Genomic DNA, 24995 nt, shown 5'->3' with positions numbered 1-24995 from the left:
ATTGCTTCGTCGCAAGAGCTCCTCGCAATGACGTTTAGGAGGTCACTTCATCAGCGGGATCGAGAACTCCGCACCTTCCTTGACGCCGGACGGCCAGCGCGAGGTCACCGTCTTGGTCTTGGTGTAGAAGCGGATCGAGTCCGGGCCGTGCTGGTTGAGATCGCCGAAGCCCGACTTCTTCCAGCCGCCGAAGGTGTAATAGGCGATCGGCACCGGGATCGGCACGTTGATGCCGACCATGCCGACGTTCACCTTGGCTGCGAAGTCGCGCGCAGCGTCGCCGTCGCGGGTGAAGATGGCCACGCCGTTGCCGTAGTCGTGGTCCGACGGCAGAGCGAGCGCTTCCTTGTAATCATGCGCGCGCACGACCGAGAGCACGGGGCCGAAGATCTCTTCCTTGTAGATCCGCATGTCCTTGGTGACGTTGTCGAACAGCGAACCGCCGAGATAGAAGCCATTCTCGTAGCCCTGCATCTTGAAGCCGCGGCCATCGACGGCGAGCGTTGCGCCTTCCTTGATGCCGATGTCGATGTAGCCCTTGACCTTCTCGACCGCCTCGCGCGTTACCAGCGGACCGTAATCGGCCGACGGATCGATCGAGGTGCCGATCTTGAGCGACTCGACGCGCGGGATCAGCTTCTCCATCAGGCGGTCGGCGGTCGACTTGCCGACAGGCACCGCGACCGAGACGGCCATGCAGCGTTCGCCGGCCGAGCCGTAGCCTGCGCCGATCAACGCGTCGACGGCTTGGTCCATGTCGGCGTCGGGCATGATGATGGCGTGGTTCTTGGCGCCACCGAAGCACTGGCAGCGCTTGCCGGTCTGCGCGGCGCGCTCATAGATGTACTGCGCGATCGGCGTGGAGCCGACGAAGCCGATGGCCTTGATGTCGGGATCGTCGAGGATGGCGTCGACCGCCTCCTTGTCGCCATTGACGACGTTGAGGATGCCGGCCGGAAGGCCCGCTTCCATCATGAGTTCAGCGAGCAGCATCGGAACGCCGGGATCGCGCTCCGACGGCTTCAGGATGAAAGCGTTGCCGCAGGCGATCGCGGGCGCGAACTTCCACATCGGGATCATCGCCGGGAAGTTGAACGGCGTGATGCCGGCGACGACACCGAGCGGCTGACGCATCGAATAGATGTCGATGCCGGGGCCGGCGCCTTCGGTGTACTCGCCCTTCATCAGATGCGGAATGCCGCAGGCGAACTCCGCGACCTCGAGGCCGCGCTGGATGTCGCCCTTGGCGTCGGGCACGGTCTTGCCGTGCTCGCGCGCGAGCAGTTCGGCGAGCTTGTCGTAATCGCGCTGAACCAGCTCGACGAATTTCATCATAACGCGGGCGCGGCGCTGCGGGTTGGTCGCGGCCCACTCCGGCTGCGCGGCGCGGGCATTCTCCACAGCGGCACGGACTTCGGCCTTGGAGGCCAGCGCGACCTTGGCCTGGACGTCACCGGTCATCGGCTCGAAGACGTCGGCAGTGCGGCCAGAGGTGCCCTTGACCTCCTTGCCACCGATGAAATGTCCGATTGAACGCATGGGATGATCTCCTTAGGCCGAGCATGGTCGCTTTGACAAATCCTATCGACCTGCATTTTATAGGATTCAAGTCTGAGATATTGCACCATAGATGTGCGAAAATGCTGGATCAAGGCGCTATCGATTGGGACGACTTTCGCTTCGTGCTGGCCATCGTGCGGGGCGGCTCGGTCTCGGCTGCTGCAAAACAGCTCGGCGTCGACCATGCCACGGTGATCCGCCGCGTCGACCGGCTGGAAAAGCACCTGTCAGCCAAGCTGTTCGACCGGCGCAAGACCGGCTATCTCCTCACCGAGGCCGGCCAGCGCGTCGCCGACAGCGCGGAAGCCATGGAATCGACCATCGTCGCCAACCAGGAGCAGGTCGGCGGCTCGGTGGTGCGGCTGACCGGCACGGTACGGATCGGGGCACCCGACGGGTTCGGCACCGCCTTCCTGGCGCCGCGGCTCGCCCCTTTCGCCGACCGCTATCCCGATCTCGACCTGCAACTTGTGGCTACCGCGCGGCTGTTCAGCCTCTCCAAGCGCGAGGCCGATATCGCCATCAGCCTGACCATGCCGAAGGAAGGCCGCATCGTCGGCCGCAAGCTGCTCGACTATCGCCTCGGGCTCTACGCCGCGCCCGGATATCTCGACCGCTTCCCTGAGATCACTTCGCGGCAGGACCTGCCGCAGCACCGTTTCGTCGGCTATATCGAAGAGCTGCTGTTCACGCCGGAGCTCGACTACCTGCCGCAGGTGTCGCCGAAGATTTCCGCGCGCTTCCGCAGCGCCAATCTGATCGCACAGCTCAACGCCACGCTCTCGGGCTTCGGCATCGCGGTGCTGCCGCATTTCATGGCGAGCGACTATCCGCAGCTCAAGGCGGTGCTGCCCGACGACATCTCGATCACGCGGACCTTCTGGATGCTGATGCACGCCGACAGCAAGGATCTTGCGCGGATCAGGGCGGTGGCCGATTACATCAGCGAGATCGTCGAGCGCGAGCGGGCGTTGTTTGGGGGAAGGCCCCCGTAGGCGGGCGAAGCGAAGCGTGCCCACCACGTCTGCCGCGATCTCAGGTAGATGGTGGGCACGGCGCTTTGCGCCTTTGCCCACGCTACGGCTGCTTCGCCTTTTTCGCCGCTGCCACCTTCGGCTCGCGCTTCGCGCCATCCAGCACGCTGTCCCTGCCCGCCTTCAGCACCTCGTCCGACAACTCGCTGGAGCCGGCAATGCGCGCCAGCAGCATGGAACCAGCCATGGTTGCCAGCGTCGCTATGGCCTGCTTGCGGGCGGCTTTGCGCGGCATGTTTGGGATGTAGTCTGTCATCATCTCGATCATCTGGTCGAGCTTGCCGGCAAAGGCCTTTCGCGTCTTCGGGCTCTCGCGGGCGATCTCGGCGCCAAGTGCAGGAATCGAACAACCGTGGCCGGGATTGTCGCGATGCAGCGTCGAGAGATAGCTTTCCGCGACCAGCGCCAGCCGCTTTTCGGGAGCAGCTTCGCCCGTGAGCTTGGCCCAGTGCTCCATCGAGCGGTCCATGGCATAGCCAAAGGCCTCGATCACCAGCGCCTCGCGGGAATCGAAATGCGCGTAGAAGCCGCCATGGGTCAGGCCTGCCTCCTTCATCAGGTCGGCGACGCCGACGCCATGGGCACCCTTTTCGCGCAGCCGCACGGAGGCTTTCTTCACGATCCGGTCGTGAGTTTCCTGCTTGTGTTCCCGGGAATAGCGCATGCGGATCTCATTGGATGTCGGAGATCATTTCATACCACGAAAGCAATCGGAACGGTGCATTAATTCATGTTGAGTTGTTGCCGATCATGGAAAAGGTCGCCGTCGCGTGCACCGCAAGGGCGCCCTTCCCGTCGCGGACGAAGCCTTCGGTGTAGCTGGTCTGGCGTCCCAGCTTGATCACTTTGCCTTCGGCCGAGATCAGGCCGGAGCGAACCGAGAGCGGCCGCAGGAAGGTCAGCTTCAGGTCGAGGGTCACCGAGCCCTGCCCAGGCTCCAACCGCGTCGAGATCGCGCATCCCATGGCGGTATCGAGCAGCGCCGCCGCGGTCGCCCCGTGCAGGAGGCCCATGGTATTCTCAAGATCCTCGCGCGGCTCCAGTTCCATGACGATCCGGCCCGGCTCGACAACCGCCATCGTGAACCCGATCAGCTTTGCAAAGGGCGGCGGCGGCAGACGGCCGTCGCGAATGCCCAGCATGGCGTCCATGCCCGAGAGCCCCATGGCCGCTCTCGCGACCGGCGCCGGCACCTGCCAATCCACCACGCGCTCACGCCGCTGCGCCGGCGAAAACAGGTCGAGTTGATCGATGTCGGTCATGGCTGCCTCTTTGAATGATATACATCATACTATGTCGCGGACTTCGCGCTGGCAACTCAATCTCGCCGCATGCTTGACAAGCCGGGCGTTTCGGCCCGGAAGTGATCCCGACCAGTGCGCCTCGCACGCGTCCACGAAACCCGAGATGCCAAGATGGAAATGCTCAACGATCACTGCGGCGTGACGCGCGATGAGCGCGGCGTCGTCCACGTCGCGATCTGCAACGCCGGTCCGCTCAACATTCTCGGCTCGCCGGTGACCGATGCCGTGCGCGAGGGCTTGCAGCAGCTCAGCTCCGACCGCAGCATCCGCGCCGTTGTGCTGCGCGGCCAGAGCGAGAAGAGCCTGATCGGCGGCGCCGACATCAAGGAGATGGCAAAGCTCGACCAGAAATCCGCCGAAGCCTTCATCAGTCGCCTGCGCGATCTCTGCGAGGCGGTGCGCGCCTTCCCAGCCCCGGTGATCGCGCGCATGCCCGGCTGGTGCCTCGGCGGCGGGCTGGAAGTGGCGGCGGCCTGCGACTTCCGGATCGCGGCGCATGATGCGCATTTCGGCATGCCGGAGGTCCGAGTCGGCATCCCCTCGGTGATCCATGCCGCGCTCCTGCCGCGCCTGATCGGCTGGGCCCGCGCCCGCTGGCTGGTGATGACTGCGGAGAACATCGACGCCCCGACCGCGCTGGCCTGGGGCCTGGTCGACAAGGTCGCCGCGCCGGGCGAACTGGATGCCGCGGTCGAGCAAGTCGTGAAGGCGCTGCTCGAATGCGGCCCCGAGGCGCTGCGATCGCAAAAGGCGCTGCTGCGGCAATGGGAGGAATTGCCGCTGACGGAGTCGGTGAATCTGAGCGTGAAGGTGTTCGGGGAGTCGTTCCTGACCGACGAGCCGACGCGGCTGATGCAGGCATTTGTCAACCGGAAGCGGTAGACCTGCTCCAGGAACGGCGTCATGCCCCGCGAAGGCGGGGCATGACGCACGCCGGCTTCTCCGAATCCAACTACGGCCTCTGGAATACTGGATCACCCGCCTTCGCGGGTGATGACAGCGTGCCGCGAAGACGAATCTCTTCGATCGAACGACCAAATCTCATCTGAACCACGACAATTTATCATCCCTAGCGCGGTTGCATTTTTTGCGTCGCATCATATGATGATCATAATCTTACCCAACATCGCAGGGAGTTCCGTCATGGCCGAAGCCGCCGATCCCGTCGTCATCGTCTCCGCCGCCCGTACCCCGCTCGGCCGCTTCATGGGCGAGTTGTCGCCGCTCCCCGGGCACAAGCTCGGATCACACGTCATCGGCGCGGCGCTGGAGCGCGCCGGGCTCGCGCCCGAGAAGGTCGACGAGGTCTTCATGGGCTGCGTGCTGCCGGCCGGCCAGGGCCAGGCACCGGCGCGGCAGGCGGCGCGCGCGGCCGGCCTGCCCGACGCCACCGGAGCGACCACCGTGAACAAGGTCTGCGGCTCCGGCATGAAGGCGACCATGCTGGCGCACGACATCATCCGAGCCGGCTCGGCCGAGATCGTCGTCTCCGGCGGCATGGAGAGCATGAGCAATGCGCCGTATCTGCTCGCCAAGGCGCGCGGCGGATATCGCGTCGGCCATGACCGCGTCATCGACCACATGATGATGGACGGGCTCGAAGACGCCTACGAGACCGGCCGTTCAATGGGCGATTTCGGTGAGGCGACGGCTGAAGCCTATCAGTTCACCCGCAAGGATCAGGATGCCTATGCGATGGAGACGCTCAGCCGCGCGCGCAAGGCGGTCGAGGGCGGCGCGTTCAAGGCCGAGATCGCGCCGATCACGCTGACCGAGAAGGCCGGCCCGCGCGTCATCGCCAATGACGAGCATCCGCTGAAGGTCGACCCCGCCAAGATTCCCGGACTGAAGCCGGCCTTTCGCGCCAACGGCACCATCACGCCGGCGGCCTCCTCCGCCAATGCCGACGGCGCCGCTGCACTCGTGCTGACCAAGCGCTCGCTCGCCGATCGGAGCGGCCTGCCAGTTCTGGCCGAGATCAAGGGGCACGCCACCCATAGCCAGGAACCGCAATGGTTCACCACGGCGCCGATCCCGGCAATCCGCAAGCTGCTCGACAAGGTCGGCTGGAGCGCCGGCGATGTCGACCTGTTCGAGATCAACGAGGCCTTCGCCGTGGTGGCGATGGCGGCGCAACGCGATCTCGGCATCCCTCGCGAGAAGCTGAACATCAACGGCGGCGCCTGCGCGCTCGGCCACCCGATCGGCGCCACCGGCGCGCGGCTGATCGTGACGCTGCTGCACGCACTCGAGGCGCAGAACCTCAAACGCGGTATCGCCGCGCTCTGCATCGGCGGCGGCGAAGCCACCGCGATCGCGGTGGAGCGGCTGGGGCGCTGAGGGCGAAAGTCAGAAAACGAGGGAACTCTGTCATTTCAGACAGACCCGTCTCGTGTCATCCTGCAGACTGACGCAGGTCTCTTGCGACCTGCCCATCAATAATCCCGAGGCCCAATGATTTCGAATTGGCTCGCGGCAGCCCTTGCCCGCCGCAACATCCATTACGGCTGGGTGATGGTCGGAGTGACCTTTCTGGCCGCGCTGATCAGCGCCGGCACGGTCGGCGCGCCCGGTGTATTCATCGTCCCGCTTCAGAAGGAGTTCGGCTGGAGCACGGCGCAAATCTCCTCAGCGCTGTCGATCCGCTTCATCCTGTTCGGACTGATGGCGCCGTTCGCCGCCGCCCTGCTCAACCGCTACGGCCTGCGCAACGTGACGCTGGTCGCGCAGCTGATCGTGGTCTCGGCGCTCGTGCTCTCCCTCGGCATGACCGAGGTCTGGCAGCTCATCGCCCTCTGGGGCGTGGTGATCGGGATCGGCACGGGCATGACCGCGCTGGTGCTCGGCGCGACCATTGCCACGCGCTGGTTCGCGGCAAGACGCGGCCTCGTCATCGGCATCATGACCGCGAGCGTCGCCACCGGCCAGCTCGTGTTCCTGCCGCTGCTGGCAAGCCTCACCGACCGCTACGGCTGGCGGCTCGCCCTCGGCCTCGTCTGCATCATGCTCTGCGTGTCGGCGCTGGCGGTGCTGCTCGCGATGCGCGACCGGCCGAGCGATGTCGGCCTGCGCCCCTTCGGCGACGAAGGCACCGCGCCGCTGCCCGCCCCGCCCATGAGCCACGGATCGATCACGGGCGTTGCGCTGGGCACCCTGCGCGACGTCTCCAGATCGGGAACGTTCTGGATCCTGTTTGCGACCTTCTTCATCTGTGGTGCCTCGACCAACGGTCTCGTGCAGGTGCACCTGATCCCGATGTGTCTCGATTTCGGCATCCCTCAGGTGCAGGCGGCGAGCCTGCTCGCTGCGATGGGCATATTCGACTTCGTCGGCACCATTCTGTCGGGCTGGCTGTCGGACCGCTATGACAACCGCTGGCTGCTGTTCTGGTATTACGGGCTGCGCGGGCTCTCGCTGATCTTCCTGCCCTTCAGCGACTTCTCGTTCTACGGCCTCTCGGTGTTCGCGATGTTCTACGGGCTCGACTGGATCGCCACGGTGCCGCCGACCGTACGGCTCACCGCGCAGAAGTTCGGTCCGGAGCGCGCCAATCTGGTGTTCGGCTGGATCTTTGCCGGCCATCAGCTCGGCGCAGGCGCCGCCGCCTTCGGCGCCGGGCTGTCGCGCACCGTCTATGAGAGCTATCTGCCTGCGTTCTTCATTGCCGGCGCGCTGTGCGTGTTCGCCGCGCTGATCGTGCTGGCGCTGTCGCGGCAGCCGATGCGGCAGACGGCAGCGGCCTGAAGTAGGCCGAATTGCTGACCGTGGTGACGCCGAACAGACGGCGTCACCAAATCCGCTCGGCGCGAGAATCGCCTCACTTCGAGTCCTTGTTCAATTCGATCGCGACCTCCGACATCCAGGACCCCGGCGCTTCCATCAGAAAGGATTGACGATTGCTCTTGGTCTGGATGGTCACCAGCGCCGCCACCGTGTTTCCCTCAATTCGCGCCTCGATCAGGCCATCCTTGTTCGTGCCGTAGACCTTGCCGCCCTGTCGGTATTCGCTCTCGAACCAGTTGCCGGAAAGCTCAGTCCCGCTCTGCTCGATGTTCGCCGACAGGACCATTTTGTACGCATCGCTTGCGCAGCGCAGATCGAGCGTCAACGACCGTCCCGGCCTGGTGACGTTGTAGGCCACTTTGCAGCGGACCTTCTCAAGTGGACCATCGGACGGCTTCATCGTGCCGACGCCCGACCATGCGCCGGCCAAACCGTCGAACACCGGCTCTGCGCATAACGGGCTGATGCCGACGAGCACGAGGCAGGCCGCGCCAATGCCTGTGCGCGCCGCCGAAATCTTCAGTGGCATTCTTCCGATCCTTATCCCCAAAGTCTGGGCGTCCTACGCGCGAACAGCCACGGAATGTTGGCGAAGATGTTTGGGAATGTTGCACGGAATGCCTGAACGTTGCCGGGATCGGGAAAAGTCGCAGGCAAAAGCAACACCCGGATCTGGCCGCGATGGCCGATGCGCCGGATTCTGTCGTCGCTGCGGTCCTGTCCTGCCCGGGGCGTTGGTGACGCTCCCCTGGAGGCTCACCGGTTTGGGCCACATCCCGTTAGACTCCGCGGCCCAAACGTGGACAATAGCCTCCGCACGTTACGTGCGCAGTGCACACCAAGATGCGCCAGAGGAAACAAGATGCCCGCTGCCTTCCTATCCTCCGATCCCATCATTCCGACCACTCCTCTGACCTCTGAACTCCGCGATGCCTTGCGCGCGATCGTCGGCGAGAAGGGGCTGATCGAGGACGACCACGGCAAGCAACCGTTCGTGACGGACTGGCGTGGGCTGCTGGTTGGCGGCGCCGGAGCCGTCGTTCGTCCTGGCAGCACCGAGGAAGTTTCGAAAGTTGTCCGGCTCTGCCATGAGCACGGCATCGCGATCGTGCCGCAGGGCGGCAACACCGGCCTGATGGGCGGGGCGACGCCCTGGCCCGCGCACACCGGCATCGTGCTGTCGCTCGGCCGCATGAACCGCGTGCTGGACGTCGACCCCGTCGGCTATTCGATGACGGTCGAAGCCGGCTGCGTGCTGCAGACGCTTCAGGAGACGGCAAGCCAACACGACAGGTTCCTGCCGCTCAGCCTTGGCGCCCAGGGCTCGTGCATGATCGGCGGCAACCTCTCGACCAACGCCGGCGGCGTGCAGGTGCTGCGCTATGGCAATGCCCGCAATCTCGTGCTCGGGCTCGAGGTCGTCTTGCCCAACGGCGAGGTCTGGGACGGGTTGCGCGCGCTCAAGAAGGACAACACCGGCTACGACCTCAAGCACCTCTTCATGGGCGCCGAAGGCACGCTGGGCGTCATCACCAAGGCCGTGCTCAAGCTATGGCCTGCGCCGAAAGACGTCTGCACCGCATGGCTGGCGATCGGCGATCCACGCGCGGCCCTGGAGATCCTGTCCGAAGCCCATGCAGCGTCCGAAGACAATGTCGGCTCCTGCGAGCTGATGAGCCGCAGCGCCATCGACATGGTGCTGCGCCACATTCCCGGCACCCAGGATCCGCTGAGGGCGGACACACCATGGTATCTCCTGCTCGAATGGTCGTCGGCGCGGGCACGCCGTGATGGGACCGAGGGCATGTCCGAGAAGCTGGAGCAGTTTCTCGGCGATCAACTCGAGGCCGGTCGTGTGCTCGATGCCGCGATCGCTCAGACGGTCGGCCAGTCGCGCAACATGTGGCGTATCCGGGAGGGTGTCGCCGAGGCCTCGCGGGCCGAAGGACCTGGGCTGAGCTTCGACGTGTCGGTGGCGATCTCCCGGATACCGGAGTTCATCGACAAGGGCACCAAGGCCGTGCTCGACATTCTCCCGAGCATCAGGCCCTATCCGCTCGGACACATCGGCGACGGTAACCTGCATTTCTCGTTCATGGGGCCGGTCGGCATGGATCAGCCGACGCTGGCCCAATACAAGGGCGCCATCACACGGGCCGTGAACGACCTCATCACCTCCATGGGCGGCTCGATCTCGGCGGAGCACGGCATCGGCATCGACAAGCTCGATGAGCTCAGCCACTACCGGACGAAGACCGAGCTCGACATCATGCGCGCCATCAAGCGCGCGCTCGATCCGCAAAACATCATGAATCCCGGCAAGGTGCTGCGGCTGTGATCGAGGCTTGGCCCGGCGCCCACGATCGATTCAGCGTGGAAGGGTCGCAAGGATGTTGCGACCCTTCCGTGATCTTGTCGAGCGTGGTGCTCGCTGTCCTCAAGCTACCGAGCCGGCGCGGGGGTTGACGATCGTATACCCTCGCAACGAACGTGCGTGGATCCGCGTCGCGCGCCCGCCCGAGTTGGCATCATAGGCCATCCAGACATCGCCACCGACGTGCTGCTCCAGGACGAAAACGTGTCCTCGTCGCGCAGCGACCATTCCTGGTGCGGGTGATGTCCGCGGAAAGCGCAGCCAGTTGGACGCAAGATTCAATTCCGGCACAATACGGCCAAACACGCGCAGGGCCGCACCGCAGCCGCAGAAGGACGAAGGGCAGCCCGCCGGGCGACCGCCGACAACGCGAGCGCCGGAGACATTCGCCGTCGTGGCGGTGCCGCCTGCATCAGTCACCGTCAGTTGCGTCGAGCGGTAGGCTTGCAGCGGCGACCTGGAAACTACGGAAGACCTTGCAACCGAAGACCTGGAAACCGAAGACCTGGAAACTGAGGACCTGGAGTTCCGCTCGCTACGCGTCTGCGAAAACGAGAAGTCGCAGGGCATGGTGACATTGCATTCAGGGGCTTGGTGAATGCGATAAGGCCGTGCTTCAGAAGCGACAGAACCCAGGACAAAGAAGACGCACGCAGAAAATACTCGCTTGAACATTGCAGGACTCCAATGAGAGACCCTGCCCCGGACAGCGAGAAATCAATAACAGTTTGGCTGAAATGGGCCTAAAGAGCGGCCAAAAATGGCTGCATTGCTGCTGTTCGCTGCGCTGCAGCGGATCGCCGGAAGCGGCTGCCCCTCATTGCATGATCGCGGCCGCGATCTTCTCCGCCGACATGAGGACCGGGAAGTTGGTGTTGGCGCACGGCACCACCGGAAAGATCGAGGCGTCGACCACGCGCAGGCCCTGCACGCCCCTGACTCGGCCCTGATTGTCGACCACCGCCATCGGATCGTCGGCGCGGCCCATGCGGCATGAGCACGAGGCATGCCACACGCCGATCGTCGCCTTGCGCACGAAGGCTTCCAACGCCTCGTCGTCGTTCATCACCTGATCGAAGGTAAAACCTTCGACCACAAAATTGTCGATCATGTAGTGACGTAGCGCCGCTGGCCCGTCCATCAGCGTTGCGGCGATCCTGGTGAGGATTTTGTTCCTGGTGTTGACCACGCCGATCTTGCGGACCTTGTCGGTATAGGCGGCCGGGAATGGCTTGTCCGTCACCTTTTTCACGATGTCGCTCATTTGAATCGCCGCCATCTTGCGGAAGCCGCTCATCAGGCGATCGAGGTCGCGCCGGTCGGACAACAGGTTGAACTCGACGACCGGTTCTGCCGAGGGATCGCGCGAGGCAAGCTTGACCTGTCCGGTCTCAGAATAGGTCTTGTTGACGAAGGTGAGCAACGAGCCGATCTGCTCCCCGACCGCATGCCAGGCCGACTTGGAGAGCAGGACGACGAACATGTCGCCCTTCGGTACGCCCGGCAGCCCGGACGAATAACGCAGGCCGAGTTGCATGTGGCGCCTGGTGTGCTCGTTCATGCGCGCGCCGCGGCGGACAAAGGACGACAGCGAGATCGAGGGATGATCCATCAGGCGCTGGCCGACGCCCGGCAAGCCCATCAGCACGGGAATGCCCAGATCCTTGAGGTGACCGACCGGGCCGATGCCCGCGCGGAGCAGATGCGCCGGCGAATGGATCGCGCCGCTAGAGAGAATGATCTCGCGTCCGCGGAATTCCTGCTCGCGCCCATCGACCACGGCCTTGACGCCGACGCATTGCGTACCTTCGAACAGAAGCTCTCGAACCTGCGTGTTGGTGGAGATCGTGAGGTTGGCGCGCTTGCGGGTGTCGCGGTCGAGATATCCCATGGCGGCCGAGACGCGCTGCTCGGCCTGGTTCGAATGCGTCACCGGGAAAAAGCCGTCGACGAACTCGCCGTTCTGGTCCGGCAGGAACTGATGGCCGGCCTGCTGGAAGGCTTGCGCGAACGCCTCTGAATGCCGCGTCCAGTGCTCCCGCGGGATGCGGCGGACCGGGATCCGGCCGTCCTTGCCGTGATAGGGTCCGTCGAAATCGAGATCGCGCTCGACCTTCTTGAAGAAGGGCAGCACGTCGTTCCAGCTCCACCCGTCGGCGCCCCGCGCCTCCCATTCGTCGTAATCGGTCGGCGCGCCGCGATTGGCCATCTGGCCGTTGATCGACGAGCCGCCGCCGAGCACGCGCGCCTGCTCGTATTTGCGCAAGGGCGGACGGGCTTCGTTGGGATTGTTGTGACTGACGACTTGCGTCGTGACCTTGAGCTCGGTCCAGTGGAAGCGCGGATCGAAATAGGCCGTGCCGGGATAGCTGTCCCTGATTTCAGCCGGCTCGTTGCCGGGCGGCGTGTCCTGCCCGGCCTCACAAAGCAGGACCTTGTTGGCGCTTTTTGCAGAGAGCCGGTGGGCCAGCACGGACCCCGCCGAGCCGCCGCCCACGATGATGAAGTCGTACACGATTGGCGCTTCCTCTTGTTCTTGTTGGGGGACCGTAGCGCGTTCTAGTTTTGAGGTCACGCCATCGCCGCAGCGACAAGATTGTCGCGGCAGCGATGATGACAGAGCATCAAGGCCTGATCGAAAAATTCTCCGGCGGCCCCGGCTTGCGCAGCGGCTCGGCGAGGCGCGCGAACTCGCACAGCAGCGACCGCGTCTTTCGGGGATCGATGATCTCCTCGACCCAGAATTTTTCGGCCGAGCGGAACGGCGAGCGCAGCTTGTTGAGCCGCGCCTCGATCTCCTTCAGCTTCGCCGCTTTGTCCTCCGCCGCATCGATGTCGGCACGGTAGGCTGCTTCGATGCCGCCTTCGAGCGGCAAAGAACCCCAATAAGCTGACGGCCAGGCATAACGGATCGAGAAGCGGTCGGCGGGCTGATGCACCACACCGGCGACACCGAAGGCGTTGCGCAGGATCACGGTGCACCAGGGCACCGTGGTCTGGTTGACCGCGGCCATGGCGCGGACGCCGTGGCGGATGGTCGCCGCCTTCTCGGCATCGAGACCGATCATGAAGCCCGGGCAGTCCATGAGATAGACGATCGGCAGATGGAAGGTCTCGGCGAAGTCGACCCAGCGCACCACTTTCTGGCAGGCGTCGGCCGTCCAGGAGCCGCCATAGTGAAAGCTGTCGCTGGCCAGGAGCAGCACCGCCCTGCCCTCGAGCCGGGCGAGACCGACAATGATCGGCTTGCCGAAATTCCTGGCGACCTCGAAGAACGAGCCCTTGTCGACGACGGATTCGATGATTGGCCGTACCTTGTAGACCTGCTTGCGGTTGCGCGGCACCGCATTCATCAGCGCTTCGTCGCTGCGCTCCGGATGGTCGGTGCAGGGCAATGTCGGCGGCAGCTCGTAGACCGATGACGGCAGATAGGAGAGGAATCGTCGCGCACAGGCGAACGCCTCCTCCTCGGTGTCGACGGCGTGATCGACCGCGCCGGCGCGGGTCTGGATGTCGGCGCCGCCGAGTTCTTCCTTCGTGAGGTCCTGCCCAAGCGCCTTCACCACCGGTGGTCCAGCGACGAACATCGCGGACTTCCGGGTCATGATGGAATAGTGGCTGCCACCGAGCCGAGACCGAGTGCGACCACCGGCACGCGCGAGAGATTTTCGGTTGTGAAGCGATACCAGCGCGTGCCGCCGATGCCTCCAGGCAGGTTCGCAGCGCCCTTGGTCTCGATCGTCTTGACCGAACCGCCGCCGCCGGAGCCCTCGATGATACGGACGATGGGGAGACGGAAGTCGTGCGCCATCTCCTCCGCCATCAGCGGCTTTGCGGAGATCGACGCATCGGCCGAGCCGCCGCGCACCGTGAAATCGTCACCGACCACGACCACGGTGCGGCCGTCGACGCGCGCGCGGCCGAACACGCAGTTCGCCGGCGTCAATTTCTGCAGTTCGCCGCTGGAATCGTACTCACCGATGCCAGAGACGGCACCGATCTCATGAAAGCTGCCTTTATCGATCAGCTTGTCGATGCGCTCCCGAACAGTCAGCCGGCCCTGGTCATGCTGTCGCTTGACCTTGTCAACGCCGCCCATCTCCCGCGCGAAGGCTTCGCGCCGGGCGAGCTCGTCGAGTTCCGGCTTCCAGTTCATTCACTCCCTCCGAATTGATCGGCTTGTTATTGTTGTGCACGGCCATGGCGACCGGCTTGCGCGAGATACGGTTGTTGAAGGCGTCGCCTTCCGCGCCTTCCATCAGGCTGCCGAGCGAGCGACCGAGCGCGAGCATCAGCGGAGCGACTTCATCATGCAGACGCTGCTCGTCGTACATCACAGAGAGAAGGCCGATGGTGATGACCACGAAGGTCTGGTACTGCGGCGACCAGATCGGCACCGCGAGCCCGTTGATGTGCGGGCTCCACAAGCCGCAGGCCACGACATAGCCGCGCTCGCGCAACGACTCCCGATTGGCCTCGATCCGGGGCTTCAGAATCTTCGCAGCCTCGGGCGCTTCGCGTTCCATCTCCGCGATGAAGGCATCGCCGACTTCCGGCGCCAGGGCCGCGGTGTAGGCGGCGCCCGCGGCGGTCGAAGCCATCGAGATGCGGCTGCCGGTGCCCTCGTGCAGGCCGAGCGCGGTCGCCGAGCGCGCGAACTGGAGATAGACCAGATGGAAGCGATCGGGGACGACGAAGCCGACGGTGCCAGGCAGTTGCTCGGCCACTTCCTGGAGCCGCTGCCGAATCATGCTGCGCAGCTGCGCGCCCTTCATCATCGAAGCGCTCATCGCCACGGCGCTCGGACCGATGCGATATTTCTGGTCGCGGGGGAGATACACGAGCTGACCCATGCGGGTCAGCGTGTGCGTTAGCCGCGAAACCGTCGAGCGCGGCAGACCGCAGCGGTTTGAGATCTCGAGATTGCCGAGCCTGCTATCGTGGCCCTCGAAGCATCGCAACACGTCGAACGCGCGCGAAACCACCTGGATGACATCACCCTCGCCGGCATCGCCAGCGAGCATGCCTTGCCTACTCAACCGCTCCGATCGTCGTCCCATGTTTCCTACCGTTTGTTCCGCTCTGCGGAATTAAATTCCACTTGCAGACGACGCTACCTCAGGCATTTTGCGACGACAACAAAAAGGCGATGGCATGCCAGAAATTAAGATCGTCACGGAGATCGCGGGACGCATCTGCGCAACTCCCGTGCAAGTTGGAGGAACCGTTGCAGATGGCGACGACGTTGTAATTGTCGAGGCCATGAAGATGGAAATACCAGTCCCCTCCCCCGCAAGCGGCACGATCACCTCGCTGCTCGTCAAGCTGGACGATGTCGTTGCCGAGGGACAGGCGATCGCGATCGTCGCGAGTTGAGTGGTTCATCCGTCGTTTCCCGCGACAATCTGTCAGCCGCATTCGCACAGGCACGGTACGGCGTTGCCATCGCCGGTCACGGATGACATGATCCGGTTCAAGCAAGAATGTCCTCGCGCTGAAGCGAGGATGATGGAGGGAAACATGCTTCGTGGGCTGCTCGTGCTCGCGCCTGCCTTGGTGGCGGGCATTTCTTTTGCGTCTACACGCTACGCGTCGGCCGAGGACGTCAAGCTTCCGGCGACGTTGACGTTCACCGCCTATGACACCGGCACCGCCGGCTTCAACATCGCGGTCGGCGTCGGCAAGATGATGAAGGACAAGTTCGGTACCGATGTGCGCGTGCTTCCCGCAGGCAACGACGTCGCGCGCCTTGCGCCGCTGCGTGCCAAGCGCGCGGTCTCATCTGCGATGGGATCGGGTACCTATTTCGCGCAGGAAGGCGTGTTCGAGTTCGGCTCGAAAGAATGGGGCCCGCAGCCGCTCCAGATCCTGCTCTCGACCGTCGACTGCAATTGCGGCTCGCTCGGCGTCGCCGCCGACACGGGCGTGAAGGAGCTGAAGGATCTCAAGGGCAAGCGCGTCGGCTTCGTGGTCGGCTCGCCCGCGCTGAATCAGAACTCGCTCGCGGTGCTCGCCTTCGCCGGCCTTACCCAGAAGGACGTCAAGGTCGTCGAATTCGCGAGCTACGGCGCGATGTGGAAAGGGCTGATCAACAATGATGTCGATGCCGCCTTCGGCACCACCATCACCGGTCCCGCCAAGGAGGCCGAGACCTCGCCGCGCGGGCTGATCTGGCCGCCGCTGCCGGCCAAGGACAAGGAAGGCTGGGCGCGGATGCAGAAGGTCGGCTCGTTCTTCTTCCCGCAGCTTGCGACTTGCGGCGCCGGCATCTCCCCCGAAAAACCAGTCGAACTCGGCAACTACCCGTACCCGATCTTCGTCGCCTACGCCTCGCAGCCGGCCGACCAAGTCTATGCGATCACCAAGGCGATGATCGTGAACTACGACGCCTACAAGGATTCCGCGCCCGGTGCGGGCGGGCTTGCAGCGGATCGCCAGACCAAGAACTGGGTGGTGCCGGTACATCCCGGGGCGGTGAAGGCGCTCAAGGAGGCCGGACATTGGAGCGACTCGCAGGAGGCGCACAACAACAAGCTGATCAAGCGCCAGGAAGTGCTCGGCGCAGCTTGGGCCGATTACGGCAAGACCAATCCAGCGTCGGATGACAAGGCGTTTCTCGACGGCTGGATGAAGGCCCGCGCGACAGCGCTCGCCAAGGCCAACATGCCGAACGGGTTCGAGGAATAGCGTGCTGAGACCGAGCTTGATGTCGAGAAGAAGGTGCGCTCCCTCTCCCGCTTGCGGGAGAGGGTTGGGGAGAGGGTGTCTCCACGGTGGGATTCCCCCAGAGGAAAGAGCCCTCACCCGGCGCTGCGCGCCGACCTCTCCCGCAAGCGGGAGAGGTTGAGCGCGCGGCCCGAGCGATTCAAACAACTGCCATTGGCTTAGTCTGCGTTCAGCAGCCCACGCGCGGGATCAATGATGTCTTCCTCCACCTCCACCGCCTCGCAGAACGAGGCCAAGCGGATCGTGTTCGACGATCCGCATGGCGCCGCCGCCAACATGCAGGAGGCGGAGGTCACACGCGTGCGCACCCTGCGCGGCGCCTGGCGCTGGATGCTGGTGGGCGCGACCGCCGCGACGATCCTGCTCTGCATCAACCAGCAATTCTCGCTGCGCTTCTTCATCGGCTACACCCAGCTCAACACGGAGTATTTCTATCTCCTGATCGCCTTGATGCTGCCCTTCACCTTCCTGATCTTTCCCGGCACGGAGCGTGCCCCGCTCGACCGCATTCCCTGGTACGACCTCCTCCTGTTCGTCGCGGCGTTCGCGGCAGCGATCATGTTGATGTCGAACGTGCGCAAGGCGGCGGAGGCCGGCTGGGAATTCGGCGGCGCACCGAACGGCGTCATCGCCGCCGGTCTCGTGATGTGGGCGATGCTGATGGAGGCGCTGCGCCGCACCGGCGGCTGGAGCCTGCTGCTGAGTGTCTTGCCCTTTACGGTCTATCCGCTGTTCGCCGAGGCCGGTTGGCTCGGGCCGTTCCGCGGCACGCAATCGACGCTGGAGCAGGCGACCGCCTATCACGTGCTGTCGGGCGAAAGCCTGCTCGGCATTCCCATCCAGGCCTTTGCCGACACCGTGATCGGCTTCCTGGTGTTCGGCACCGCGCTGATGATGACGGGGGCCGGAAAATTCTTCATCAACCTCGCCTTCGCGCTGTGTGGCACGTTCCGCGGCGGCGCGGCAAAAGTCTGCATCTTCGCCAGCGGCCTGCTCGGCATGATGTCGGGCTCGATCATCTCCAACGTGCTGACCGCCGGCACCATGACCATCCCCGTCATGAAGAAGAGCGGCTTCCGCGCCTCCTATGCCGCCGCGATCGAGGCCTGCGCCTCGACAGGCGCGGTGCTGGCGCCGCCGGTGATGGGCGCCACCGCCTTCGTGATCGCCCAGTTTCTCAACGTCAGCTACGCCGACGTCGCCCTCGCCGCCATCATTCCCGCCGTGCTCTATTACATCGGCCTGTTCATGCAGGTGGACGCCTATGCGGCCCGCCACAAGCTGAAGGGAATCCCGCGCGCCGAGTTGCCGCGGGTCATGGATACGATCAAGGACGGCTGGTACTACGTCTTCGTCATCGCCCTTCTGATCGTCATGCTGCTGTACTTCAAGCGCGAGAGCCACGCGCCGTTCTATGCGACCGCGCTGCTGCTGGTCCTCAACCAGCTCTTCTCCAAGGACACGCGCTGGACGTTGGCGACGATCGGAAAATTCCTCGAGGTGAACGGACGCACCTTCGTGGAGCTTGTTGGCATCCTCGCCGGTTGCGGCCTCCTGATCGGCGCGTTCTCGATGACCGGCGTCGTCTCGAGCCTCGCCAACGATCTCCTGCACATCGCCGGCGACAACCCGTTCCTGCTGCTCGGCATGTGCGCGCTCACCAGCCTCATTCTAGGCCTCGGGCTGACGACGACGGCCTGCTACATCTTCCTCGCCATCCTGGTCGCGCCCGCATTGGAGAAGCTCGGTCTCAACCGCATGGCCGTGCACATGTTCATCTTCTACTGGGGCATGCTGTCCTCGATCACGCCGCCGGTCGCCATCGCCTCGTTCGCGGCCGCAGGCATCGCCGGCTCGCCGGCGATGAAGACGGGCTGGGAATCGATGTGGGTCGGCAGCATCATCTATTTCCTGCCGTTCTTCTTCGTGCTCAATCCGGCGCTGGTGCTGCAGGGACCGAGCCCCTATCTTGCCGGCCTCGGTCTGATGGGCCTCGCCGCCCTCGGAACGCTGTTCATCTGCGGCGGCATCCAGGGCTATCAGCCCTTCGTCGGCGACCTGCGCGGCGCCGGCGCGCTGGAATGGCCCATTCGCGTGCTGCTCGTGATCGGCGGCTTCGTGGTGGCGACCCCCGGCGGCGGAATCATGCCGCTGTCGCAGATGCAGGTCACGATGCTGGGGCTGGCCATTCTGCTGCCGACGCTTCTGCTTGCCCTGCTGTTGCTGCGGCGGCAGACCATCGTTCCGGACGGGTTGCGCGTACCCTGATTGCGTTGCACAAGAGAGGCGATGACGCCGCATTCGCCTCTCGAAACCGCCTGGACCCGCTCCAAACCGCCTTTGCTGCGGTTTCTGAACAATTGCCTGAGCGAGTTCGCCGCCGAGACCTCAGGCAAGGTCGCCGACTACATTCCAGAACTGGGCAAGGCCGACCCTGCCTATTTTGGCATCAGCCTGGCGACGCTGGACGGCCATGTCTATGAAGTCGGCGACAGCCGGGTGCCCTTCACCATCCAGTCGATGTCCAAGCCCTTCGTGTTCGCGTTGGCGCTGGACCTGCTCGGTGCTGGCACGGTCGAGAGCGCGATCGGCGTCGAGCCCTCGGGCGACCCCTTCAACTCGATCCGGCTCAATTCCGAGAACCATCCGTTCAACCCGATGGTCAATGCCGGCGCGATCGCCTGCACCGGGCTGATCTACGACAGCAAGGGCACGGAGGCCTTCGAGCAGATTCGCGCCGCGCTCAGCCGCTTTGCCGGACGCGACCTCGCGCTCGACGAGGCCGTCTATGCATCCGAGAGCCAGACCGGCGACCGCAACCGTGCCATCGGCTATCTCCTCAAGACCAACGCTGTGATCTCCGACAACGTGGCCGCCGTGCTCGACGTCTATTTCCGCCAGTGCGCCGTGCTGGTCACCGCGCGGGACATCGCGGTGATGGCGGCAACGCTGGCCAATCGCGGCGTCAATCCGGTCACGGGCGAGCAGGTGCTCACGCCCTACGCGATCTCGCGCACGCTGTCGGTGATGACGTCGTCGGGCATGTACGACTATGCCGGCGAATGGATCTACCGCATCGGCATTCCCGCCAAGAGTGGGGTCGGCGGCGGCATTTTGGCCGCTCTGCCCGCCCGCCTCGGTCTCGGCAGCTATTCGCCGCGCCTCGACAAGCACGGCAACAGCGTGCGCGGCATCAAGGTCTGCGAGGCGCTGTCCTCGCATTACGATCTGCACATGCTCAACCGCAGCGACGATGCGCGCAACGCCGTCATCGCAGACTACGACATCGGCAAGAGCCCTTCGCGCCGCGTGCGCCGCCCGCAGGAGCGCGAGATTTTGGCGGCACACGAGCAGGAGGTGCGCATCATCGAGCTGGTCGGCACGCTGTCGCTGTCCGCGGTCGACTACGTCTCGCGGCGGCTTGCCGGGCGCCCGCGGCCGCAATTCGTGATCTTCGATCTGCATCGCGTGACCTCGACCACGCGCGCTGGCGCGCGGCTGGTCGCAGAGGCCTTCGAGGAGCTTGCGGCGCTGAACGTGACGGTCGTGTTGTCAGGCGTCAGGCGTGCCTCCAAGGAATGGAACACGTTGCGCGAATGGACCGCGGAGCTGAAGAACGTTCGCGATTTCTACCTGCTCGACACCGCGATCGAATGGGCCGAAGACCAGATCGTGTATCGCTACGGCGGCTCGATCGATTTTCACGAGACCACAGAGCTCGCCGAGCAGCCGCTGCTGACAGGACTGAGCGAGGAAGAGCTGACCGATCTGGCCTCGCTCTGCATCATCAGAACCTATCCGTCCGGCGCGAAGATTCTCACGACCGGCGATCCCGCGGATGCCCTGTATTTCCTTCGCAGCGGCGCGGTGCACGTCACCTTGCCCGACGGAATACGGCTGGCGACGCTCACCGCAGGGATGGCGTTCGGCGAGATGGCACTGCTGGAGGCAACGCGTTCGGCCGACGTGTTCGCCGACATGGCCGCAACCGCATGCGAGGTGCCGCTGAAGGATTTCGAACGCTTCCGCAAGCAGCACCCACGCGCCAGCGAATGCATCATGCGCAACCTCGCGCAGCTTCTGGCCGACCGCCTGATCGTCGCCAACGCCAAGGTCGATATTTTGACGGCGACGTGAGAGGCCTAAATTAGCGGCTCGCGGCCTCGCCAAGCCGTCGCTTGATCTTGGCGGCGCTGGCCTCGAGCAATTCGGATGGCTGCTGGCCGGTCGCGGCGCACAGGCAGGCCCAGTAGTAGATGACATCGCCGAGCTCATCGACGAGGCCCGCCTTGTCGAGCCAATCATCGCGCAGGAGCTTCTTGATGTGGTCGGCGACCTCGCCGGATTCACCGGCAAGGCCAAGGCCTAGATAGGACAACCGCTCGTTGGACGGATGCTCGTCGACTTTGGCAACGCCGGCGGCCCACGCCGCATATTCATCGATCGTCATCGGCTTCCCTCGCCGCTTCTGTCTGATCAGCCCACCACTTCAGTGACCGGCTGGAGGTCGATCTCGAACGTCTCGAGGAACTTCGAGGTCATGATGTAGAATCCGACCGAGAGCTGAAGCTCGACCAGTGCAGCCGGCGTCAGCTTCGATGAAATCGACTTGAAGGTCGCGTCCGTCGGCTTCTTCAGCTTCACGACCTCGTCGGTGAATGCGAGCGCAGCGCGCTGCACCTCGTTGAAGCAAGACGCGGCCTGCCAGTTCTCGAGCGCCTCGTTCTGCTCGTCGGTGACGCCGACATTCTTGCCGATGCGCTTGTGGGCGACGATCTCGTACGGCGCCTCGCACAAGATGCCGGTGCGGGTGATTGCAAGCTCGCGCACAATGGGATCGAGCTCGCCCTTGTGGCGGATGGCGCCCCCCAGGCGGCAGTACTGCTCGAAGTAGCTCGGCGAGTGCGCCATCATGCGGAAGATGTTGGCGTTGCGGTTCTTGTCGAGGATTTCGCGGGTGCGGTCGGATGCCTTGGACGGGTCGCTGTAACCGATGCGGGCCATGATTTTCCTGAGCTTTTGATGCTTTTTGTCTTTGCCGGCGAGAGTACTCCGAAACTCTATTCTTGCGCCGACGCAGGAGCAACATCATCGAGTCAAATTGCCGCCGCATTGCTGATCGACCCTGACACAGTCGATATTCGCAGCGTGGGGACAGATCGCGGCGAATACTCGAGAAGTGGGGTGTTCCGAGTAAAAACTATTGGCCGTCGTGAGCGCTGACCGCGCAACGATGAGTCACGCCCAAGTCTAGGGAGAGAATGGCATGAAGGAAGCCACCAAGGGGGCGGCCTCGGGAGCGCTCGCGCATATGCTGGCGGTGACGGCGATGCTCGTCATCGCCAGCATCTTGTTCTACGGGCGTTAGTTCAAAGCTTTCGTCATTCCGGGGTGGCCCTCGCACAGGCCAGGCCCAGAATACCCGTTCCAGGCTCGGTCCCTTGGACCGCCCCCGAATGACGAATCCCACTACGCCCTTTTCGTGAAGAACGGCACGAGTTTTCCCGCAAAGGGCCTGAAGCTCGCGACGACCGAATCGCCGATGGCGAGATCGTTCGCGCCGTGCGCCATCATGCGAAAACCCTCGGCGCAGTCGACCAGCAGGATGTTGTAGGGCACGTGCGCGCGCGTCTCGGGTGTGGCGGCGCGGCAGACCAGCGAGGTCGCGTAAACCTTGCCCGTGCCGCTGGCACGCTGCTCGCGCGGATCGGGCGCGCCGCAGGCCGCGCAGAAGGCGCGGTGGAAATACTGGACATTCCCGCAGACGGCGCAGGTCTGAAAGGTGATGGCCTGCTCGCCCCTGCTCCAGTCTACGATTCGATCACTCATCGCACCCGCTCCAGGAACATGCTCACGTGGGACGACAACACGCCGCCGTCGCCGTGCAGCAGCGCGATCGAGGCATCGCGCACCTGCCGATTCGCCGCCCGATCCGTCATCTGCAAATGCGCTTCGACCAGATGCGCCATGGCGCCGCCGACGCCGCAATGGCCGTAGCTGAGCAGGCCGCCATGGGTGTTCAGCGGCATGGCGCCGTCACGGCCGAAATGGCCGGCGCGGACGCGCGCGGCCGCTTCGCCGCGGCCGGCAAGGCCAAGGTCTTCCAGCAGCATCGCAAGCGTAATCGTAAAGCTGTCGTAGATTGCGGCGTAGCGCACGTCGGAGATCGCAAGGCCCGTCGCCTCCTTGGCACGCGCGATGGAAATCTCGGCGCCGAGCTCACTGAGGCCAGGCGCGGCCGTGACATGCTGATGGGTATGCGCCTGGGCGCAGCCGCGGATGCGCACGCCCGCCTGCCCGGTCCGCTCGCGGCTGATGACGAAGGCGGCGCCGCCATCCGACACCGGACAGCAGTCGAGCAGCTTGAGCGGCATCGCGACCGGCTTGGATGCCATGACGTCGGCGACCGTGATGGGATCGTGGAACTGCGCGCCGGGATGGGTGCACGCGTGGGCACGCATCAGCACCGCGAACTCGGCGAGGTCCTCTTCGGTCACGCCATATTCGTGCATGTAGCGGCTTGCGACGAGGCCGTAATAGGCTGGAATGGTCGGGCCGAGCGGCACCTCGTAATCGGGATGGCCGACCTGCGCCAGCGCCTGGATCGAGGCATCGCGGCTCTGTCCCGTGAGCCGGTTCTCGCCGGCGACGACGAGCACGTGGCGCGCGACGCCCGCGTCGACGAGATGATGCGCCAGCATCGTCATTGCGAGCCCCGTGGCGCCACCGACCTGCACGGCGTGGGCGTAACTCGGCCTGATCCCGAAATGCTCGGCGAAGACGGTGGCGAGCATGATGTGCGGGGAGACGGTGGAATAGCCGCAGAGGATGCCGTCGATGTCCGAGCGTTTCAGACCGGCATCGTCGAGCGCGGCTTGCGCGGCGCTGCTCATCAGGTCGAGCGAGGACGAGCCTTCGTGCTTTCCGAACGACGTGAGGCCGACGCCGGTGATGAAGCTCATGCTCTCTCCTCCTCCGGCACCGAGCGCGTGACGCCGTCACGCACCATGGCCGCGATCTCGTCAGCGGAATAGCCGAGCTCGCGAAGGATCTCCGCGCCGTGCTCGTTGAGCCTGGGCGCCAGCCGCGCCGGCTCAGCCTCGGTCTCGGACCACGTGGCGGTCACCTTCATGCTGCGGATCGGTCCTTCGGTCGGATGCTCGACGACAGGGAAGAAAGCGGTCGCCTCCAGATGCTCGTCGTGCAGCATCGACGCGAGGTCATGCATCGGCATGACCGGCACGTCAGCCTTGGTCAGGAGGTCGATCCACTCGGCCGTGGTCCGCGTCTCGAAAATGCGCGCGAGCTCGGCATAGACGACGTCGATATTGGCGGCGCGGCCCGCGAAGGTCGCGAATTTGGGATCGGCGCGCAGATCGTCGCGTCCGGTGGCCTTGAAGAAGTTCTCCCACTGCTTGTCGTTGTAGACAATGACGCTGAGATAGCCGTCGGACGTCTTGTAGGGCCTGCGGTCGCGCGAGAGGTGGCGGGCATAACCGCCCTTGTCGAGCGGTGGTTCGAAGGTGAGCCCGCCCATGTGGTCGCCCATGACGAATCCCGCCATGGTCTCGAACATCGGGATGTCGACGCGCTGGCCGCGGCCGGTGCGGTCACGGTGCACGAGGCTGGCGCAGATCGCCCCGACGGCGGTGAGGCCGACGATGCGGTCGACCAGCGCATTCGGCACGTAGCGCGGCACGCCGTCGCCGGTCTGAGCCATCAACGCGGGAAGCGCGGTGGCCCCCTGGATCAGATCGTCATAGGCCGGTTTTGCGGCATAGGGCCCGTCCTGGCCGAAGCCGAACACACCGGCATAGACCAGGCGCGGATTGATCTTCGAGACGACGTCATAGCCGAGCTGAAGCCGCGCCATCGCCTGCGGACGAACGTTATAGACGAGAACGTCGGCGTCCTTCAGCAGCCGCAGGACGGCCTCGCGCCCCGCAGGCTTTTTCAGGTCGAGGCAGATCGAGCGCTTGCTGCGGTTGGTGTTGAGGAACACCGGGCCCATGCCGGCGTGTCGCATCGGACCGATCAGCCGGGTGACGTCGCCGTCCAGCGACTCCACCTTGATGACGTCGGCGCCGTAATCCCCGAGCATCTGGGTCGCATACGGCCCCATCAGCACGGTGGTCATGTCGATGACCTTGACGCCCTTCAGCGGCCCCATCGTCTGCTCCCGATTGCGCGGAGCTCAAGCGCCCTGCGATTTCG

The 24995-nt window shown here is 64.6% G+C and carries 20 protein-coding genes and 1 pseudogene; 9 read left to right on the top strand and 12 right to left on the bottom strand.

Features of this window, described 5'->3' with window-relative positions:
- Positions 1-42 precede the first annotated feature (42 nt).
- Complete coding sequence (locus AX729_RS21840) at positions 43-1539, bottom strand: CoA-acylating methylmalonate-semialdehyde dehydrogenase (RefSeq protein WP_061026429.1); 1497 nt, start codon at positions 1537-1539, stop codon at positions 43-45.
- A gap of 101 nt (positions 1540-1640) precedes the next feature.
- On the opposite strand from AX729_RS21840, the gene AX729_RS21835 reads away from it, so the two are divergent.
- On the top strand, positions 1641-2555 hold the full coding sequence (locus AX729_RS21835; RefSeq protein ID WP_061026428.1) for a LysR family transcriptional regulator: 915 nt from the start codon (positions 1641-1643) through the stop codon (positions 2553-2555).
- Positions 2556-2637: 82 nt separating this feature from the next.
- On the opposite strand, the gene AX729_RS21830 is transcribed toward AX729_RS21835, so the two are convergent.
- Positions 2638-3258 carry a TetR/AcrR family transcriptional regulator gene (locus tag AX729_RS21830; protein ID WP_061026427.1) on the bottom strand — a complete coding sequence of 207 codons (621 nt, stop codon included), beginning with the start codon at positions 3256-3258 and terminating at the stop codon, positions 2638-2640.
- Between the two features lie 64 nt (positions 3259-3322).
- Positions 3323-3856, bottom strand: a complete 534-nt coding sequence (locus AX729_RS21825; protein ID WP_061026426.1) for a PaaI family thioesterase — start codon at positions 3854-3856, stop codon at positions 3323-3325.
- Between the two features lie 153 nt (positions 3857-4009).
- On the opposite strand from AX729_RS21825, the gene AX729_RS21820 reads away from it, so the two are divergent.
- The 3 genes from AX729_RS21820 to AX729_RS21810 all read left to right on the top strand — a co-directional run bounded on the left by AX729_RS21820 (position 4010) and on the right by AX729_RS21810 (position 7642).
- Positions 4010-4780, top strand: coding sequence for an enoyl-CoA hydratase (locus AX729_RS21820; RefSeq protein WP_061026425.1), 771 nt, complete (start codon positions 4010-4012; stop codon positions 4778-4780).
- A 261-nt stretch (positions 4781-5041) separates the two neighbouring features.
- Positions 5042-6238: an acetyl-CoA C-acyltransferase gene (locus AX729_RS21815; protein WP_061026424.1), complete on the top strand. Its 1197-nt coding sequence runs from the start codon at positions 5042-5044 to the stop codon at positions 6236-6238.
- A gap of 114 nt (positions 6239-6352) precedes the next feature.
- On the top strand, positions 6353-7642 hold the full coding sequence (locus AX729_RS21810; protein ID WP_061026423.1) for an MFS transporter: 1290 nt from the start codon (positions 6353-6355) through the stop codon (positions 7640-7642).
- Positions 7643-7715: 73 nt separating this feature from the next.
- Here the strand turns inward: AX729_RS21810 and AX729_RS21805 are convergent, their stop codons facing one another.
- On the bottom strand, positions 7716-8210 hold the full coding sequence (locus tag AX729_RS21805) for a hypothetical protein (RefSeq protein ID WP_061026422.1): 495 nt from the start codon (positions 8208-8210) through the stop codon (positions 7716-7718).
- A 333-nt stretch (positions 8211-8543) separates the two neighbouring features.
- Here AX729_RS21805 and AX729_RS21800 point away from each other — a divergent pair, with 333 nt between their 5' ends.
- Positions 8544-10019, top strand: coding sequence for an FAD-binding oxidoreductase (locus AX729_RS21800; RefSeq protein WP_061026421.1), 1476 nt, complete (start codon positions 8544-8546; stop codon positions 10017-10019).
- 853 nt (positions 10020-10872) lie between these two features.
- On the opposite strand, the gene AX729_RS21795 is transcribed toward AX729_RS21800, so the two are convergent.
- The 3 genes and pseudogenes from AX729_RS21795 to AX729_RS21785 all read right to left on the bottom strand — a co-directional run bounded on the left by AX729_RS21795 (position 10873) and on the right by AX729_RS21785 (position 15115).
- Positions 10873-12570 (bottom strand): GMC family oxidoreductase, encoded by a 1698-nt coding sequence (locus tag AX729_RS21795; RefSeq protein WP_061026420.1) that lies wholly within the window; start codon positions 12568-12570, stop codon positions 10873-10875.
- A gap of 109 nt (positions 12571-12679) precedes the next feature.
- A pseudogene (locus tag AX729_RS21790) lies at positions 12680-14211 on the bottom strand (acyl-CoA carboxylase subunit beta).
- Positions 14141-15115: an IclR family transcriptional regulator gene (locus AX729_RS21785; protein ID WP_061026419.1), complete on the bottom strand. Its 975-nt coding sequence runs from the start codon at positions 15113-15115 to the stop codon at positions 14141-14143. Before AX729_RS21785 ends, AX729_RS21790 begins: the two are co-directional and overlap by 71 nt.
- A gap of 94 nt (positions 15116-15209) precedes the next feature.
- Between AX729_RS21785 and AX729_RS21780 the strand changes: the two genes are divergently transcribed.
- The 4 genes from AX729_RS21780 (at position 15210) to glsA (ending at position 20918) form a co-directional block, all read left to right on the top strand.
- Entirely contained in the window at positions 15210-15431 is a 222-nt protein-coding gene (locus tag AX729_RS21780; protein ID WP_061026418.1) for an acyl-CoA carboxylase biotin carboxyl carrier protein subunit, read from the top strand.
- Between the two features lie 144 nt (positions 15432-15575).
- Complete coding sequence (locus tag AX729_RS21775; RefSeq protein WP_061026506.1) at positions 15576-16742, top strand: TAXI family TRAP transporter solute-binding subunit; 1167 nt, start codon at positions 15576-15578, stop codon at positions 16740-16742.
- Between the two features lie 231 nt (positions 16743-16973).
- Positions 16974-19049: a TRAP transporter permease gene (locus AX729_RS21770; protein ID WP_156457135.1), complete on the top strand. Its 2076-nt coding sequence runs from the start codon at positions 16974-16976 to the stop codon at positions 19047-19049.
- Between the two features lie 21 nt (positions 19050-19070).
- Entirely contained in the window at positions 19071-20918 is a 1848-nt protein-coding gene (gene glsA / locus AX729_RS21765) for a glutaminase A (RefSeq protein ID WP_061026417.1), read from the top strand.
- A 10-nt stretch (positions 20919-20928) separates the two neighbouring features.
- On the opposite strand, the gene AX729_RS21760 is transcribed toward glsA, so the two are convergent.
- From AX729_RS21760 to AX729_RS21740, 5 genes are all read right to left on the bottom strand, one after another.
- The gene (locus AX729_RS21760) at positions 20929-21231 is read right to left on the bottom strand and encodes a nucleoside triphosphate pyrophosphohydrolase family protein (protein WP_061026416.1); all 303 of its coding nucleotides are present in this window, start codon (positions 21229-21231) and stop codon (positions 20929-20931) included.
- A gap of 26 nt (positions 21232-21257) precedes the next feature.
- On the bottom strand, positions 21258-21785 hold the full coding sequence (locus AX729_RS21755) for a carboxymuconolactone decarboxylase family protein (protein ID WP_061026415.1): 528 nt from the start codon (positions 21783-21785) through the stop codon (positions 21258-21260).
- A 465-nt stretch (positions 21786-22250) separates the two neighbouring features.
- On the bottom strand, positions 22251-22610 hold the full coding sequence (locus AX729_RS21750) for a Zn-ribbon domain-containing OB-fold protein (RefSeq protein ID WP_061026414.1): 360 nt from the start codon (positions 22608-22610) through the stop codon (positions 22251-22253).
- Complete coding sequence (locus tag AX729_RS21745; protein WP_061026413.1) at positions 22607-23743, bottom strand: thiolase family protein; 1137 nt, start codon at positions 23741-23743, stop codon at positions 22607-22609. Before AX729_RS21745 ends, AX729_RS21750 begins: the two co-directional genes overlap by 4 nt.
- Positions 23740-24951, bottom strand: coding sequence for a CaiB/BaiF CoA transferase family protein (locus AX729_RS21740; protein ID WP_061026412.1), 1212 nt, complete (start codon positions 24949-24951; stop codon positions 23740-23742). Before AX729_RS21740 ends, AX729_RS21745 begins: the two co-directional genes overlap by 4 nt.
- Between the last annotated feature and the right edge of the window lie 44 nt (positions 24952-24995).

Origin of the sequence: Bradyrhizobium sp. CCH5-F6 (assembly GCF_001556045.1) — a bacterium.
GTDB lineage: Bacteria > Pseudomonadota > Alphaproteobacteria > Rhizobiales > Xanthobacteraceae > Bradyrhizobium.
The sequence above is the reverse complement of the archived record's forward strand: the minus strand, read 5'-3'. Positions and strand labels throughout refer to the sequence as shown.